Annotated in this window: 16 protein-coding genes; 13 read left to right on the top strand and 3 right to left on the bottom strand. The window is 66.2% G+C overall.

Features of this window, described 5'->3' with window-relative positions; all coding sequences use genetic code 11:
* The first annotated feature begins 52 nt into the window (after window positions 1-52).
* The 11 genes from nrdR (at window position 53) to NJH59_RS04650 (ending at window position 7,925) form a co-directional block, all read left to right on the top strand.
* Window positions 53-517 (top strand): transcriptional regulator NrdR, encoded by a 465-nt coding sequence (gene nrdR / locus NJH59_RS04700; protein WP_043861897.1) that lies wholly within the window; start codon window positions 53-55, stop codon window positions 515-517.
* Window positions 514-1,650 carry a bifunctional diaminohydroxyphosphoribosylaminopyrimidine deaminase/5-amino-6-(5-phosphoribosylamino)uracil reductase RibD gene (ribD, locus tag NJH59_RS04695; protein ID WP_253086469.1) on the top strand — a complete coding sequence of 379 codons (1,137 nt, stop codon included), beginning with the start codon at window positions 514-516 and terminating at the stop codon, window positions 1,648-1,650. Before nrdR ends, ribD begins: the two co-directional genes overlap by 4 nt.
* Before the next feature lie 43 nt (window positions 1,651-1,693).
* The gene (locus NJH59_RS04690) at window positions 1,694-2,356 is read left to right on the top strand and encodes a riboflavin synthase (protein WP_043861895.1); all 663 of its coding nucleotides are present in this window, start codon (window positions 1,694-1,696) and stop codon (window positions 2,354-2,356) included.
* 18 nt (window positions 2,357-2,374) lie between these two features.
* Window positions 2,375-3,466 carry a bifunctional 3,4-dihydroxy-2-butanone-4-phosphate synthase/GTP cyclohydrolase II gene (gene ribBA / locus NJH59_RS04685; RefSeq protein WP_043861894.1) on the top strand — a complete coding sequence of 364 codons (1,092 nt, stop codon included), beginning with the start codon at window positions 2,375-2,377 and terminating at the stop codon, window positions 3,464-3,466.
* A 90-nt stretch (window positions 3,467-3,556) separates the two neighbouring features.
* A complete protein-coding gene (gene ribE, locus NJH59_RS04680) occupies window positions 3,557-4,033 on the top strand; it encodes a 6,7-dimethyl-8-ribityllumazine synthase (RefSeq protein ID WP_043861893.1) in 477 nt (158 codons plus the stop codon).
* Window positions 4,030-4,530 carry a transcription antitermination factor NusB gene (gene nusB / locus NJH59_RS04675; RefSeq protein WP_043861892.1) on the top strand — a complete coding sequence of 167 codons (501 nt, stop codon included), beginning with the start codon at window positions 4,030-4,032 and terminating at the stop codon, window positions 4,528-4,530. The genes ribE and nusB overlap by 4 nt, the downstream gene beginning before the upstream one ends.
* An 18-nt stretch (window positions 4,531-4,548) precedes the next feature.
* On the top strand, window positions 4,549-5,502 hold the full coding sequence (thiL, locus tag NJH59_RS04670; protein WP_253086468.1) for a thiamine-phosphate kinase: 954 nt from the start codon (window positions 4,549-4,551) through the stop codon (window positions 5,500-5,502).
* A 9-nt stretch (window positions 5,503-5,511) separates the two neighbouring features.
* On the top strand, window positions 5,512-6,015 hold the full coding sequence (locus NJH59_RS04665) for a phosphatidylglycerophosphatase A (protein WP_043861890.1): 504 nt from the start codon (window positions 5,512-5,514) through the stop codon (window positions 6,013-6,015).
* A 13-nt stretch (window positions 6,016-6,028) separates the two neighbouring features.
* The gene (locus NJH59_RS04660) at window positions 6,029-6,823 is read left to right on the top strand and encodes an ABC transporter substrate-binding protein (RefSeq protein ID WP_043861889.1); all 795 of its coding nucleotides are present in this window, start codon (window positions 6,029-6,031) and stop codon (window positions 6,821-6,823) included.
* A gap of 68 nt (window positions 6,824-6,891) precedes the next feature.
* Complete coding sequence (gene ribA, locus NJH59_RS04655; RefSeq protein ID WP_043861888.1) at window positions 6,892-7,509, top strand: GTP cyclohydrolase II; 618 nt, start codon at window positions 6,892-6,894, stop codon at window positions 7,507-7,509.
* Window positions 7,506-7,925 carry a hypothetical protein gene (locus NJH59_RS04650; protein WP_043861887.1) on the top strand — a complete coding sequence of 140 codons (420 nt, stop codon included), beginning with the start codon at window positions 7,506-7,508 and terminating at the stop codon, window positions 7,923-7,925. The genes ribA and NJH59_RS04650 overlap by 4 nt, the downstream gene beginning before the upstream one ends.
* Window positions 7,926-7,988: 63 nt before the next feature.
* Here NJH59_RS04650 and dxs read toward each other — a convergent pair whose 3' ends face one another.
* The 3 genes from dxs to NJH59_RS04635 all read right to left on the bottom strand — a co-directional run bounded on the left by dxs (window position 7,989) and on the right by NJH59_RS04635 (window position 11,166).
* Complete coding sequence (gene dxs / locus NJH59_RS04645; protein ID WP_116052320.1) at window positions 7,989-9,887, bottom strand: 1-deoxy-D-xylulose-5-phosphate synthase; 1,899 nt, start codon at window positions 9,885-9,887, stop codon at window positions 7,989-7,991.
* Between the two features lie 152 nt (window positions 9,888-10,039).
* The gene (gene ispA, locus NJH59_RS04640; RefSeq protein WP_043861885.1) at window positions 10,040-10,927 is read right to left on the bottom strand and encodes a (2E,6E)-farnesyl diphosphate synthase; all 888 of its coding nucleotides are present in this window, start codon (window positions 10,925-10,927) and stop codon (window positions 10,040-10,042) included.
* The gene (locus NJH59_RS04635; protein ID WP_043861884.1) at window positions 10,924-11,166 is read right to left on the bottom strand and encodes an exodeoxyribonuclease VII small subunit; all 243 of its coding nucleotides are present in this window, start codon (window positions 11,164-11,166) and stop codon (window positions 10,924-10,926) included. The genes ispA and NJH59_RS04635 overlap by 4 nt, the downstream gene beginning before the upstream one ends.
* A 244-nt stretch (window positions 11,167-11,410) precedes the next feature.
* On the opposite strand from NJH59_RS04635, the gene NJH59_RS04630 reads away from it, so the two are divergent.
* Window positions 11,411-12,814: an MBOAT family protein gene (locus tag NJH59_RS04630; RefSeq protein ID WP_238596467.1), complete on the top strand. Its 1,404-nt coding sequence runs from the start codon at window positions 11,411-11,413 to the stop codon at window positions 12,812-12,814.
* Complete coding sequence (locus NJH59_RS04625) at window positions 12,801-13,979, top strand: SGNH family hydrolase (RefSeq protein WP_253086467.1); 1,179 nt, start codon at window positions 12,801-12,803, stop codon at window positions 13,977-13,979. The genes NJH59_RS04630 and NJH59_RS04625 overlap by 14 nt, the downstream gene beginning before the upstream one ends.
* The last annotated feature ends 2 nt before the right edge of the window (window positions 13,980-13,981 follow it).

Below are 13,981 nucleotides of genomic sequence, written 5' to 3'. Positions count from 1 at the left end.
TTGCCAGTGGGATGCGCTACCATGACCCTCCCTTTTTTTGTTGCCTGCCACCATGCACTGTCCCTTCTGCGGTGCCAACGACACCAAGGTCATCGACTCGCGACTGGTTGCCGAGGGCGAACAAGTGCGCCGTCGCCGCGAATGCGTGGCCTGCGGTGAGCGCTTCACCACCTTCGAAACCGCCGAACTGGTGCTGCCGCGCCTGATCAAGACCGACGGCAGCCGCCAGCCCTTCGACGAAGAAAAACTGCGCGCCGGCATGCAGCGGGCGCTGGAAAAGCGCCCGGTGAGCGTCGAGCGCCTCGAAGCGGCGCTGGCCCACATCAAGCACAAGCTGCGCGCCACCGGCGAGCGCGAGGTCAAGTCGCTGGTCGTCGGCGAACTGGTGATGGCCGAGCTGCAAAAGCTCGACGAAGTGGCCTACATCCGCTTCGCCTCGGTGTACCGCCGCTTCCAGGACCTGGACGAATTTCGTGAAGAAATCGACCGCCTGGCGCGCGAGCCTTCCAAGCAATGAGCCTGCCCAGCGAACGCGACGTGCTCGACGCCCACTACATGGCCCGTGCGCTGGAACTGGCGCGCAAGGGTCTCTATTCCACCCACCCCAACCCGCGGGTCGGTTGCGTGATCGTGCGTGACGGGCAGGTGGTCGGCGAAGGCTGGCACGTACGCGCCGGCGAACCGCATGCCGAGGTGCACGCGCTGCGCCAGGCCGGCGAGCTGGCCCGTGGCGCCTGTGCCTATGTGACCCTGGAGCCGTGCAGCCACCACGGGCGCACGCCGCCGTGTGCCGAGGCGCTGGTCAAGGCCGGTGTGGCGCGGGTGGTGGCGGCCATGCAGGACCCCAACCCGCAAGTGGCGGGGCAGGGGCTCAAGCGCCTGGCCGACGTCGGTATCGAGGTTGCCAGCGGTGTGCTGGAGGCCGAGGCCCGCGCACTCAACCCGGGCTTTCTGAAACGCATGGAACACGGCCTGCCCTTTGTGCGGGTCAAACTGGCGATGAGCCTGGACGGGCGCACCGCCATGGCCAGTGGCGAGAGCCAGTGGATCACCGGCCCGGCCGCACGCTCGGCGGTGCAGCGTCTGCGCGCGCGCTCCAGCGTGGTGCTGACCAGCGCCCAGAGCGTGCTGGCCGACACCGCGCGCATGACCGTGCGCGCCGACGAGCTTGGGCTGGACGCCGACAGCACCGCCCTGGCGATGGCCCGCCCACCGTTGCGCGTGCTCATCGACGGGCGCCTGCGCCTGCCGCTGACGGCGCCGTTCTTCCAGGCCGGCCCGGTGCTGGTGGTGACGGCCGCCGCGCCAGTTGCGCAGTACGCCCAGGCCGGCCATGACCTGCTGAGCCTGCCCGGCACCGACGGGCACGTCGACCTGCCCGCGCTGCTGCGCGAACTGGCCCGGCGTGGTGCCAGCGAGGTCCTGGTGGAGGCCGGCCCGGGCCTGGCCGGTGCCTTCGCGCAACAGGGCCTGGTGGACGAATACCAGCTCTTCATCGCTGCCAAGTTTCTCGGCTCCAGTGCCCGCCCATTGCTCGATTGGCCCCTGGCCAGAATGAGCGAAGCGCAGGCCCTCAAAATCACCGACATGCGCGCCGTAGGCGATGACTGGCGAGTCACTGCCATTCCTGTGCCTGCGCCCGGCGTATAATTCGCGGCCTGCGCCTTGCGCGACCCGTTCTGAAGGAGGACTCATGTTCACCGGCATCATCGAATCCATCGGCAGCATCCGTTCACTCACCCCCAAAGGCGGCGACGTGCGCGTGTATGTCGAAACCGGCAAGCTCGACCTGGGCGACGTGAAACTGGGCGACAGTATCGCCGTCAACGGCGTGTGCCTGACCGCCGTCGAACTACCTGGCGACGGTTTCTGGGCTGACGTCAGCCGCGAAACCCTCGACTGCACCGCCTTTGCCGACTTCAAGGTAGGCAGCCGGGTCAACCTGGAAAAGGCCCTGACCCCCAGCAGCCGTCTGGGCGGCCACCTGGTCAGCGGCCACGTCGACGGTGTCGGCGAGGTCATCTCGCGCAGCGATAACGCCCGCGCCATCCAGTTCCGCCTGCGCGCGCCGGCCGAACTGGCCAAGTACATCGCCCACAAGGGCTCGATCACCGTCGATGGCACCAGCCTCACGGTCAACCAGGTCGATGGCGCCGAGTTCGAGCTGACCATCGTGCCGCACACCCTCGCTGAAACCATCATGGCCGACTATCGCACCGGGCGTCGGGTTAACCTTGAGGTCGACCTGCTGGCCCGTTACCTGGAGCGTCTGCTGCTGGGCGACAAGGCCGCCGAGCCGGGCAAGGGTGGCATCACCGAAAGTTTCCTGGCCGCCAACGGCTACCTGAAATCCTGATTTAGAAGGGGGTGCCGCGTGGCGCTCAACAGCATCGAAGAACTGGTCGAAGACATTCGCCAGGGCAAAATGGTCATCCTGATGGATGACGAAGACCGCGAGAACGAAGGCGACCTGATCATGGCCGCCGAGTGCTGCAAGGCCGAACACATCAACTTCATGGCCAAGCACGCCCGTGGCCTGATCTGCATGCCGATGTCGCGCGAGCGCTGCGAGCTGCTCAAGCTGCCGCTGATGGCCCCGCGCAACGGCTCGGGCTTCGGCACCAAGTTCACCGTTTCGATCGAAGCTGCCGAAGGCGTCACCACCGGCATCTCCGCCGCCGACCGCGCGCGCACCGTGCAGGCCGCCGCCGCCCGGGACGCCAAGGCCGAAGACATCGTCAGCCCGGGCCACATCTTCCCGCTGATGGCCCAGCCCGGCGGTACCCTGGCCCGTGCCGGCCACACCGAGGCGGCCTGCGACCTGGCGCGCATGGCCGGTTTCGAGCCGAGCGGGGTGATCTGCGAGGTGATGAACGACGACGGCACCATGTCGCGTCGCGCCGAGCTGGAAGTGTTCGCCGCCGAGCACAACATCAAGATCGGCACCATCGCCGACCTGATCCACTACCGCATGATCCACGAACGTACCATTCAGCGGATTTCCGAGCAGCCGCTGGACAGCGAACTGGGTCAGTTCAACCTGGTGACCTACCGCGATTCGGTCGAAGGCGACGTGCACATGGCCCTGACCCTGGGCAAGATCTGCGCCGAGGAACCGACCCTGGTGCGGGTGCACAACATGGACCCGCTGCGCGACCTGCTGCTGGTCAAGCAGCCCGGCCGCTGGAGCCTGCGCGCCGCGATGAGCGCCGTGGCAGAGGCCGGCAGCGGCGTGGTGCTGCTGCTCGGCCACCCGCTGGACGGCGACGTGCTGCTGGCGCATATCCGCGAAAGCGCCGACAGCAGCCAGGTCAAGACACCCACCACCTACAGCACCGTGGGTGCCGGTTCGCAGATTCTGCGCGACCTGGGCGTACGCAAGATGCGCCTGATGAGTTCGCCAATGAAGTTCAATGCGATATCCGGATTCGATCTGGAAGTTGTAGAATACGTGCCCTCCGAATAAAGCAGGGGCTGGTTTCCCGCTGTTGATCCGGAACAAAACTCCCACAGGCCGCACCGTTGCGGCCTGGCTCTTTAAGATGAGAACCCCGCAATGTCCCTGAAGACCATCGAAGGTACCTTCATTGCCCCCAAAGGTCGCTATGCTTTGGTGGTTGGCCGCTTCAACAGCTTCGTCGTCGAAAGCCTGGTAAGCGGTGCCGTTGATGCCCTGGTTCGCCACGGCGTGAGCGAAAGCGACATCACCATCATCCGTGCACCGGGTGCGTTCGAGATTCCGCTGGTGGCACAGAAGGTCGCCCAGCAGAGCGAATACGCCGCGATCATCGCCCTGGGCGCCGTGATCCGTGGTGGCACCCCGCACTTCGAATACGTGGCGGGCGAATGCACCAAGGGCCTGGCCCAGGTGTCCATGGAGTTCGGCGTGCCGGTTGCCTTCGGTGTCCTGACCGTCGATTCGATCGAACAGGCCATCGAGCGTTCCGGCACCAAGGCCGGCAACAAGGGCGCCGAAGCGGCCCTGTCCGCCCTGGAAATGGTCAGCCTGCTGGCGCAGTTGGAGGCCAAGTGATTAGCGACGAAAGCGATCGTTTCAACCCGCGCGATCCAAAACCTGCGGATGCTGGCAAGCCCTCCAAGAGCGCCAAGCGTCGCGAAGCCCGCAAGCTCGCGACCCAGGCGCTGTACCAGTGGCACATGGCCAAGCACTCGCTGAACGAGATCGAAGCGCAGTTCCGGGTCGATAACGATTTCACCGATGTCGACGGTGCCTACTTCCGCGAGATCCTGCACGGCGTGCCGGCGATCAAGGAAGAAATCGACAAGGCCCTCGCGCCTTGCCTGGACACCGTGCTCGAAGAGCTCGATCCGGTCGAGCTGTCGGTGCTGCGCCTGTCCACCTGGGAGCTTATCAAGCGGGTCGACGTGCCTTATCGCGTGGTCATCAACGAAGGTATCGAGCTGGCCAAGGTGTACGGCGCCACTGACGGGCACAAGTTCGTCAACGGTGTGCTCGACAAGCTCGCACCGCGGCTGCGCGAAGCCGAAGTGAAGGCGTTCAAGCGCTGATTGCGGCGCTGCCTGCCCATGGGTGAATTCGAGCTGATCCGCCACTACTTCGCCGCCGCGCCCTGTGCGCAGGCCGGCGACGGGGTCGCCCTGGGGATCGGCGACGATTGCGCCCTGCTGGCGCTGCCGGCCGGCGAGCAACTGGCCGTGTCCACCGACACGCTGGTGGCCGGGGTGCATTTCCCGGCTGTGTGCGACCCGTTCCTGCTCGGCCAGCGCTCGCTGGCGGTGGCTGCCAGTGACCTGGCAGCCATGGGCGCCACCCCCGTGGCCTTTACCCTTGCCCTGACCCTGCCGACGGTTCACGCCGATTGGCTGAAGGCCTATGCCCAGGGTCTGAACCTGATGGCCCGACAATGCGGCCTGAGCCTGGTAGGCGGGGACACCACCCATGGGCCGCTGAGCCTGACCATGACCGTGTTCGGCCGCGTGCCTGCCGGCCAGGCCCTGACGCGCAGCGGTGCGCAGCCTGGTGACCTGGTGTGTGTCGGCGGTGAGCTGGGCAACGCCGCCGGGGCCTTGCCGCTGGTGCTTGGCGAACGCGAGGCGGCGGTGGCGCTGGCCGAGCCGCTGCTGGCGCACTACTGGTCGCCGCCACCGCAACTGGCGCTGGGTCAGGCGCTGCGAGGCAAGGCCAGCGCGGCGCTGGATATCTCCGATGGCCTGCTGGCCGATTGCGGACACATTGCCACGGCCTCGGGCGTGTCGATTGTGCTGTCGCTCGAACAGCTGCCGCTGGGTGCGGCGCTGCAGGGCCTGCTGGGCCTGGAAGGTGCGCGACAGGCCGCGCTCACCGGTGGCGACGACTACGTGATTGCCTTCACCTTGCCCCCCGCGCACCTGGCCGGCCTGCAGGCTGTCGGCTGGCCGGTGCACGTGGTCGGTCGGGTGGAGGCGGGCAGCGGCGTCAGCCTGCGTGACCACGCCGGGGCGGACATCACCCCGCGCACGCGGGGTTATCAACATTTTTAGGGAGACACCGTGACCGATCACCCCAATCAGGTGCCGGCAGAAAACGTGCCGCCTTCAGTCTGGCGCAACCCCTGGCATTTTCTGGCCTTCGGCTTCGGCTCCGGCACCCTGCCCAAGGCGCCGGGCACCTGGGGTTCGCTGGTGGCCGTGCCGTTCATCCCGCTGTGGCAGATGCTGCCCGACTGGGGCTACTGGCTGATGCTGGGGCTGACCATGCTGTTCGGCGTATGGTTGTGCGGCAAGGTCGCCGACGACCTGGGCGTGCATGACCACGAGGGCATCGTGTGGGACGAGATGGTCGGCATGTGGATAACCCTCTGGCTGGTACCGGAAGGTTGGCTATGGTTGTTGGCAGGCTTTCTGATGTTCCGCTTCTTCGACATACTCAAGCCGTGGCCGATCCGCTGGATCGACCGGCATGTGCATGGCGGTTTCGGCATCATGTTCGATGACGTGCTGGCCGGCGTGTTCGCCTGGTTGGGCATGCAGGCGCTGGTGTGGAGTTTCACCTGAAGGGAGTGGCCTGATGCGCGCATGGCGAGTGTTGCTGCTGGTGTTGGCGCTGGGTGGCGGCATCGCCTGCGCTGGCGAGCCGACCGCGTTGCCGCAGGAGGTGCGCCTGGCCAGCGAGATCTGGCCGGACTACACCGACGTCGAAGGGCGCGGCATGGCCTGGGACGTGTTGCGCAAGGTGTTCGAGCCGGCGGGGGTCAAGGTGCTCGCCATCAGCGTGCCCTACAGCCGCGCAGTGGGCCTGGTCAAACGCGCCGAGGCCGATGCCTGGGTCGGCTCCTACGAGCAGGAAAGCAACGACTACCTTTACCCGCGCAACGCCTTCGACCAGGATCATATCTACGCCCTGGGCCTGGCCAGCCTGCCGGTGCCGAGCGCCGCCACCATCGGCCGCTACAAGCTCTCCTGGGTGCGTGGCTACGAGTACCAGCGCTACCTGCCCGATGTGAAGGAGTTTCGCGAGGTGCAGCGGCGCGACGGCATCCTGCCGATGCTCGAACTCAAGCGCGTGGACTTCTATATCGATGCCCAGACCGAGGTGGACTACGTGTACAACCAGGCCCGTGACAAGGCCCGGTTCCGCCGCACCCACATCGCCGAGTTGCCGTTGTACCTGGCCTTTGCCAGGACCGAGCAGGCCTGTGCGCTCCGGGCGCTGTTCGATCGGCGCATGGACGAACTGATCGCCAGCGGTGAATTGCGCGAGATCTTCGAGCGCTGGCAGCAGCCGTATCCGTTCCCGATTCCGGGCAGGGCGCACGTGCCAGCATCTAACTTCTCGATCTGTTTGCCCAAGAATTCAGCCTAAGCACCTGCCTTACGCTGCTGTTACAATCGGCGCACATCAAATTTCACGTTATTGATCAGGAGCACAAGGTGCCCGTCGTCTTTGTTGCCGCTTCCAAGCTGCCCACCCCCTTTGCCACGTTCACCATGCATGGTTTTCTCGACGAAGCCACCGGCCGCGAGCACGTTGTGCTCAGCCTGGGTGATGTAGCCGATGGCGAGCCGGTACTGGGGCGCCTGCATTCCGAATGCCTGACCGGCGATGCGCTGTTCAGCCAGCGCTGCGACTGTGGTTCGCAGCTGGAGGCCGCTCTTCAGGCCATCGCCCGCGAAGGCCGTGGCGTGCTGCTGTATCTGCGTCAGGAGGGCCGTGGCATCGGCCTGCTGAACAAGATTCGCGCCTACGAACTGCAGGACGGCGGCGCCGACACCGTCGAGGCCAACGAGCGCCTGGGCTTTGCCGCCGACCAGCGTGACTACGCCATGTGCCAGCCGATGCTCGAGCACCTGGGCGTCACGTCATTGCGCCTGATGACCAACAACCCGCGCAAGGTAAAAGCCCTCACCGCCATGGGCATTGCGGTAGCCGAGCGCGTGCCGCTGCACACCGGACACAATCCGCATAACAAGCACTACCTGGCCACCAAGGCCGGCAAGCTCGGCCACATGATGGGCAACGAGCACCAGGGCGAGGCCGGTCGGGCGTGACCCGCGGCCAGGTCAAGCGGCGGCTGGCGTTCGCCTGGTGGCAGTTCTTCGCGATTGCCCTGGCGCCGCTGCTGGTGTTCGGCTGGGCGTTCGGAGGCAGCGTGGCGCGTGTCCCGCTGCTGGTGATGCCGGTGTTTCTGGCCGGGCTGGCCTCGATGTTCTTCAGCCTGCCGCGTTTCAGCGCCTACAAGCGTGCATTGATTGCCACTGAAAAGGCGCTGAACAGCGCTGAAGAGCCGGCGGCCTGGATAGAGCTGGCGCGGGTTCGCCGTGTGTCGATGCTGTTCGCCTGCCTGCCGGCGTGGGTGGCCGCACTGTCGGTGTTCGTGGGCCTGGAGGGAGTGCCGCAGATTCTGCTGGCCATCGCCAGCGTGGTGATCCTTTACCTGTACCGGGTACCGCGTCAGCTGGGCTGATGCGCCCTTCGCCAGCCAGGCTGGTTCCTGCAGGCAGGAGCCAGCCTGGCTGGCGAAAGGGGTCTAAAGGCCCAGCAGTTGGATCCGCTGACGCACCGAAGCCTCGATCCCGGCAGCATCCAGCCCGCATTCGGCCAGCATCTGCGCCGGCTTGGCATGCTCGACGTACACATCCGGCAAGCCCAGGTGCAGCATCGGCTTGAGCACGCCTTCAGCGCTCAGGAACTCGCTGACCGCAGAGCCGGCGCCGCCCATGATGGCGTTCTCTTCGATGGTCACCAGCAGTTCATGGCTGCCGGCCAGCTCGCGCACCAGCGCTTCATCCAGCGGCTTGACGAAACGCATGTCGACCACGGTGGCATCCAGGTTTTCGGCCACCTTCAGCGCTTCGGCCAGTTGCACACCGAACACCAGCAGGGCGACCTTGCTGCCCTGGCGGCGAATCACGCCCTTGCCGATCTCCAGCGGCTCAAGGTCGCCGTCGATCGTCGCGTTCGGCCCGCTGCCACGCGGGTAGCGCACGGCGGCAGGGCCGTTGTACAGGTGCCCGGTGCTGAGCATCTTGCGCAGCTCGTTCTCGTCGCTGGGGGTCATCACCAGCATGCCGGGGATGCAGCGCAGGAACGACAGGTCGAAGCTGCCGGCGTGGGTCGGGCCGTCTTCGCCCACCAGGCCGGCGCGGTCGATGGCGAACAGCACGTCGAGGTTCTGCACCGCCACGTCATGGATCAACTGGTCGTAGGCGCGCTGCAGGAAGGTCGAATAGATCGCCACCACCGGCTTGGCGCCCTCGCAGGCCATGCCCGCCGCCAGCGTCACCGCGTGCTGCTCGGCAATCGCCACGTCGAAGTAGCGCTCGGGGTAGCGTTCGCTGAACGCCACCAGGTCCGAGCCTTCCTTCATGGCGGGGGTGATGCCCACCAGGCGCTGGTCGGCAGCGGCCATGTCGCACAGCCACTGGCCGAACACCGCCGAGTACTTCGGCCCGGCGGCCTTTTTCGGCGCGGTGGCCGGGGCGTCCAGCGGTTCGAGCTTGGTGATCGCGTGGTAGCCGATCGGGTCGACCTCGGCCGGGGCGAAACCCTTGCCCTTCTTGGTCACCACGTGCAGGAACTGCGGCCCCTTGAGGTCGCGCATGTTGCGCAGGGTGGCGATCAGGGTGGGCAGGTCGTGGCCGTCGATGGGGCCGATGTAGTTCCAGCCCAGCTCTTCGAACAGGGTGCCGGGCACCAGCATGCCCTTGGCATACTCCTCGGTGCGGCGGGCGATCTCCCAGGCGCCGGGCAGGCGCGACAGCACCTTCTTGCTGCCCTCGCGCATGCTTGCATAGGTGCGGCTGGAGAGGATCTTGGCCAGGTAGTTGGACAGGCCGCCGACATTGCGCGAAATCGACATGTCGTTGTCGTTGAGGATCACCAGCATGTCGGCGTTGACTTCCTGGGCGTGGTTCAACGCCTCGAAGGCCATGCCGGCGGTGAGCGCGCCGTCACCGATCACTGCAATCGACTTGCGTGCCTGGTTCTGCAGGCGGGCGGCGATGGCCATGCCCAGCGCGGCGCTGATCGAGGTGCTGGAGTGCCCGACGCCAAAGGTGTCGTACTCGCTCTCGACGCGGCGCGGGAAGGCGGCCAGGCCGTCCTTCTGGCGCAGGCTGTGCATGCGTTCGCGCCGACCCGTGAGGATCTTGTGCGGATACGCCTGGTGGCCCACGTCCCACACCAGCCGGTCGTCCGGAGTGTCGAAGACGTAGTGCAGGGCGATCGTCAGTTCGATGACGCCCAGGCCGGCACCGAAGTGCCCGCCGGTCTGGCCGACGCTATAGAGCAGCTCCTGGCGCAGTTCGTCGGCCAGTTTCTCCAGGTCGGCTTCGGCCAGACGACGCAGGCCGGCTGGCGTATCGGCACGGTCAAGCAGCGGCGTGACCGGGCGTTCGCGGGGGATCTCTTGAAACGTCGTGGGCATCAGGCGAATCGTTATAGGTGTGATGAGGCGGCAGTTTACCTTATTGCGGTGAAGGCTGCCCATTGAGGTATGTGGTGTGCGTTTCGCCGGCAATGCCGGCTCCTACAGGGTTCGATGCAGGAGCCGGCATTGCCGGCGAAGGGCCGCTGCGGTCAGCTGCGGCGTTCGACGATGTACCGCGCCAGCGCCCGCAGCGGCTCGGCCTTGTCATCGAACCCAGCCAGCGCTGCCAGCGCCTGGTCGCGCAGTTCCAGCGCGTAGGCCTTGGCGGCTTCGAGCCCCAGCAATGCCGGGTAGGTCGGCTTGTCGCGGGCGATATCTGCGCCCTGGCGCTTGCCCAGGGTCGCGGTATCGCTCTCGACATCCAGGATGTCGTCCTGCACCTGGAACGCCAGGCCGATGGCCTGGGCATACTGCTGCAAGGCCGCAAGCGTCTGGGCATCGGCCCGCGCGCTGGCCAGGGCGCCGACCTTGACGCTGGTTTCGATCAGCGCGCCGGTCTTGTGCCGGTGCATGTACTCCAGCGCGGTCTGATCGAGCTTGAGCCCCACCGAGCCCAGGTCGATGGCCTGGCCACCGACCATGCCGGCGGGGCCGGCGCCCTGGGCCACGGCCTGCACCATGGCCAGACGAATGGCATCGCTCTGCGGGCTCAGGCGCGGGTCGAGCAGGGCGCTGAAGGCCAGGCTCTGCAAGCCGTCGCCGGCCAGGATCGCGCAGGCCTCGTCGAATTTCTTGTGGGTGGTGGGCTGGCCGCGACGCAGGTCGTCGTCGTCCATCGCCGGCAGGTCGTCATGCACCAGCGAATAGGCGTGGATCAGCTCGACTGCGCAGGCGGCGCCGTCGGCATCGCTGCTGGCGCCACCCAGCGCCTCGCAGGCGGCATAGGCCAGCAGCGGGCGTACCCGCTTGCCGCCGTTCATCACGCTGTAGCGCATGGCGGCATACAGGCGCTCGAGTTCGCTCGAGGGGGCGTGGAACAGGGTTTCCAGCGCGGCATCCACCTGGGCCTGGCAACGGGCCTGGTAGGCGGCAATCATTCCGGCTGTTCCGCGTCGAACGGCTCGGCGCGCAACTCGCCGTCGCGCTCCAGCAGCACCTGGACCTTCTGCTCGGCCTGGGTCAGGGCGCTCTGGCAATCGCGGGTCAGGCCGATGCCTTGCTCGAAGGCGGTCAGCGAGTCTTCCAGCGACAGTTCGCCGTTCTCCAGGCGTTCGACCAGCGCTTGCAGGTCGGCAAGGGATTGCTCGAAGTCAATGGCAGCTTTTTTTCGGGCCATGGCGGCTGTCTCTGGTGGCGGTTTGAACGGCGCGACACTAGCAGAGCAGGGCAGGGGGAGCAAATCAGCGCCTGTGATCTTTCGTCGCATTCTGTTGCATAAATGCCGTGGGAACAGGCTTGATTTTCCTGCACCGCTTGCATTGTGGGGGCTCACTGCTGTCTGCCATAATCGCGCCCGCTCTGCGCCGCGGGTTGTATCCGGGTCAGGGTCCCCCCTTCCATGTCGCGTAATGGACTACGTTGTGAGCTTTCTTTCGATCGAGTTCGGCCTCTGCTTCACTCTGTTTTTCGCGGTCTACTGGAGCCTTTGCTGGAGCGTTCGCCTGCAGAACGTCCTGCTGCTGGCGGGCAGCTATGCGCTGGTCGCAAGCTTCAGCCTCGATTCGCTGTACATCCTGCTCGGCTACACCCTGCTGGTCTACCTGCTGGGGCTGTTCAGCGCGCGACATCCCGGACGGCGCTTCACCTACCTGATGGTGTTGCTGCTGGTGCTGGGCTGCTTCTATGTCTTCAAGTACCAGGAATTCTTCGTGGGGGGCGTGCAGGCCGCGCTGGCCGACCTGGGCCTGGACGTCTCGCTGCCGGTGCTGGAGGTGCTGCTGCCGATCGGGCTGTCGTTCTACACCTTCCATTCGGTCAGCTACCTGGTGTCGATCAACCGCGGTGAAATGGCCCCGGCCGCGCCGCTGGACCTGGCCCTGTACCTCGCCTTCTTCCCCAGCCTGGTGGCCGGCCCGGTCAACCGCGCCGCGCACATGCTGCCGCAGATTCGCCCGGCGCAGATCCGCCAGGTGCTGGAGCCGCAGCGGGCGCTGGGGCTGATTGCGCTGGCGGTGGTCAAGCTGTTCTTCTTCAGTGCCTGGCTGGGCAGCGAGTGGGTCGACCCGGTGTTCGAGACCCCAAGCGGCTTCAGCGCCGAGCAACTGCTGCTGAGCGTGTACGGTTACAGCCTGCTGATCTACCTGAACTTCAGCGGCTACACCAACCTGGTGACCGGCGTGGCGCTGCTGCTGGGCTTTCGCCTGCCGGCCAACTTCAATGCGCCCTACGCGGCCCGCAACCTCAAGGAGTTCTGGGGGCGCTGGCACATCAGCCTGTCGACCTTCATTCGCGACTACGTGTACATCCCGCTGGGCGGCAACCGCCAGGGCGTGTGGCGCGGCAACCTGAACATGCTGCTGGCGATGCTGGTTTCCGGCCTGTGGCACGGCGCGAGCCTCAACTTCATCATCTGGGGTGCGCTGCACGGCGTGGGGCTGGCGCTGTACAAGGCCTCAACCTACGTGCTGCCACAACCGATGCGCTGGCCGGGCGCGGATGTGCTGGCGCGCCTGCTGACCTTCCACTACGTCGCCTTCGCCTGGATCTTCTTTCGCTGCGCGAGCCTGGATGATGCGCTGGACATGCTCGGCGGCATCGCCGGCCTGAGCCTGGGCGGGCTGTTGAGCACCACCGGCCTGCTGTTGCTGGGCTGCGTGCTGTACATCGCGGTGTACCCGCAGGTGCTGGCTCTGCTGCGCCAGGGTTTTGCCGCCAGCAGCCGGCTGCCCTGGCAGCTCTACCCGATCCCGCTGGGGTTGTTCGTGTCGTTGGTCATCTTCGCTTCGCAATCGGGCGTGCCGGGGTTCATCTATGCAAGCTTCTAGTACCGGTCAGCTGTTCAAGACGCAAATGGGCGCGGCCAAGGTGCTGTACGCGATCCTGGTCACCACCTTGCTGCTGTTCTGGCTGAACCAGAACTCCATCAGCCTGTACTGCCAGCAGAAGTATCACCAGAGCTGCGAGCTGCCCTGGGTAGGGCAGAGCCAGGCGTGGCGCCTGGGCGGCAACCTGACCCAGGCCCTGGGGGATGCGCGCAGCAGCTTCATCGACAGCCTGGAGCGCCAGACCCTGCTGGCCCAGGCCGAGGGCATGCCGACGGTCGAGCTGCCGCCCAGTATGCCGGTGGTGCTGGTCGACCTGGCGCAGCCGCATGCCAAGGCGCCGGCGCCTGCCAAGGTACCGGTGATGGCGCCGACACCTGCGGCCAGGCCCCCTGCAGTGCAGCCAGCGGCAGTGCAGCCGGTTGTGGCGCAGGCGCCCGCCGCGCAGCCCACCGCGCAACCGGTCAAGGTGGCGGCGCAACCGCTGGTGCCGGGGCAGCCGCCCAAGGCCGTGAGCCTGGCGGCTGGCGACGAAGTGTTCCTGGTGGGCGACTCGCTGATGCAGGGCGTGGCGCCGCACCTGGCCAACACCTTGCTCAAGCGCTACCAGATCAAGAGCGTCAACCTCAGCCGCCAGAGCACGGGCCTGGCGTACCCCGGTTTTTTCAACTGGCCGCAGACGGTGTCCGACACGCTGCAGAATCACCCCAACATCCGCCTGATGGTGGTGTTCCTGGGTCCGAACGACCCGTGGGACATGCCCGAGTCCAAGGGCAAGCCGTTCCTGCGTTTCAAATCGCCTGAGTGGGAGGCGCTGTACCGCAAGCGCATCGACCGGATCCTGGACGAGGCCCGTGCGCACAATGTGCAGGTGATCTGGGTCGGCCCGCCCAACATGCAAAAGCCCAGGTTGTCGACGGCCATGGCCTATCTCAGCGGGCTGTATGAAAGCCAGGCGCAGTTGTACCAGCAGCATTACGTGTCGGCCAACGGCGTGCTCGGTTACCAGGCCGACGAGTTCTCCTATACCCTGCAGAACAGCCAGGGCAAACGGGTCAAGACCCGTGTCGACGACGGCATCCACTTCACCACCACGGGCCAGAAGCTGATCGCCGAGCAGGTACTGTCGATGATCGCCTTCCCGGGCCTGACCGTAACGGGACACTGAGC

The organism is Pseudomonas sp. VE 267-6A (genome assembly GCF_024126555.1).
Lineage (GTDB): Bacteria > Pseudomonadota > Gammaproteobacteria > Pseudomonadales > Pseudomonadaceae > Aquipseudomonas > Aquipseudomonas palmensis.
Note: the sequence above shows the minus strand (reverse complement) of the source record. Positions and strands in the feature narration are given on the sequence as shown.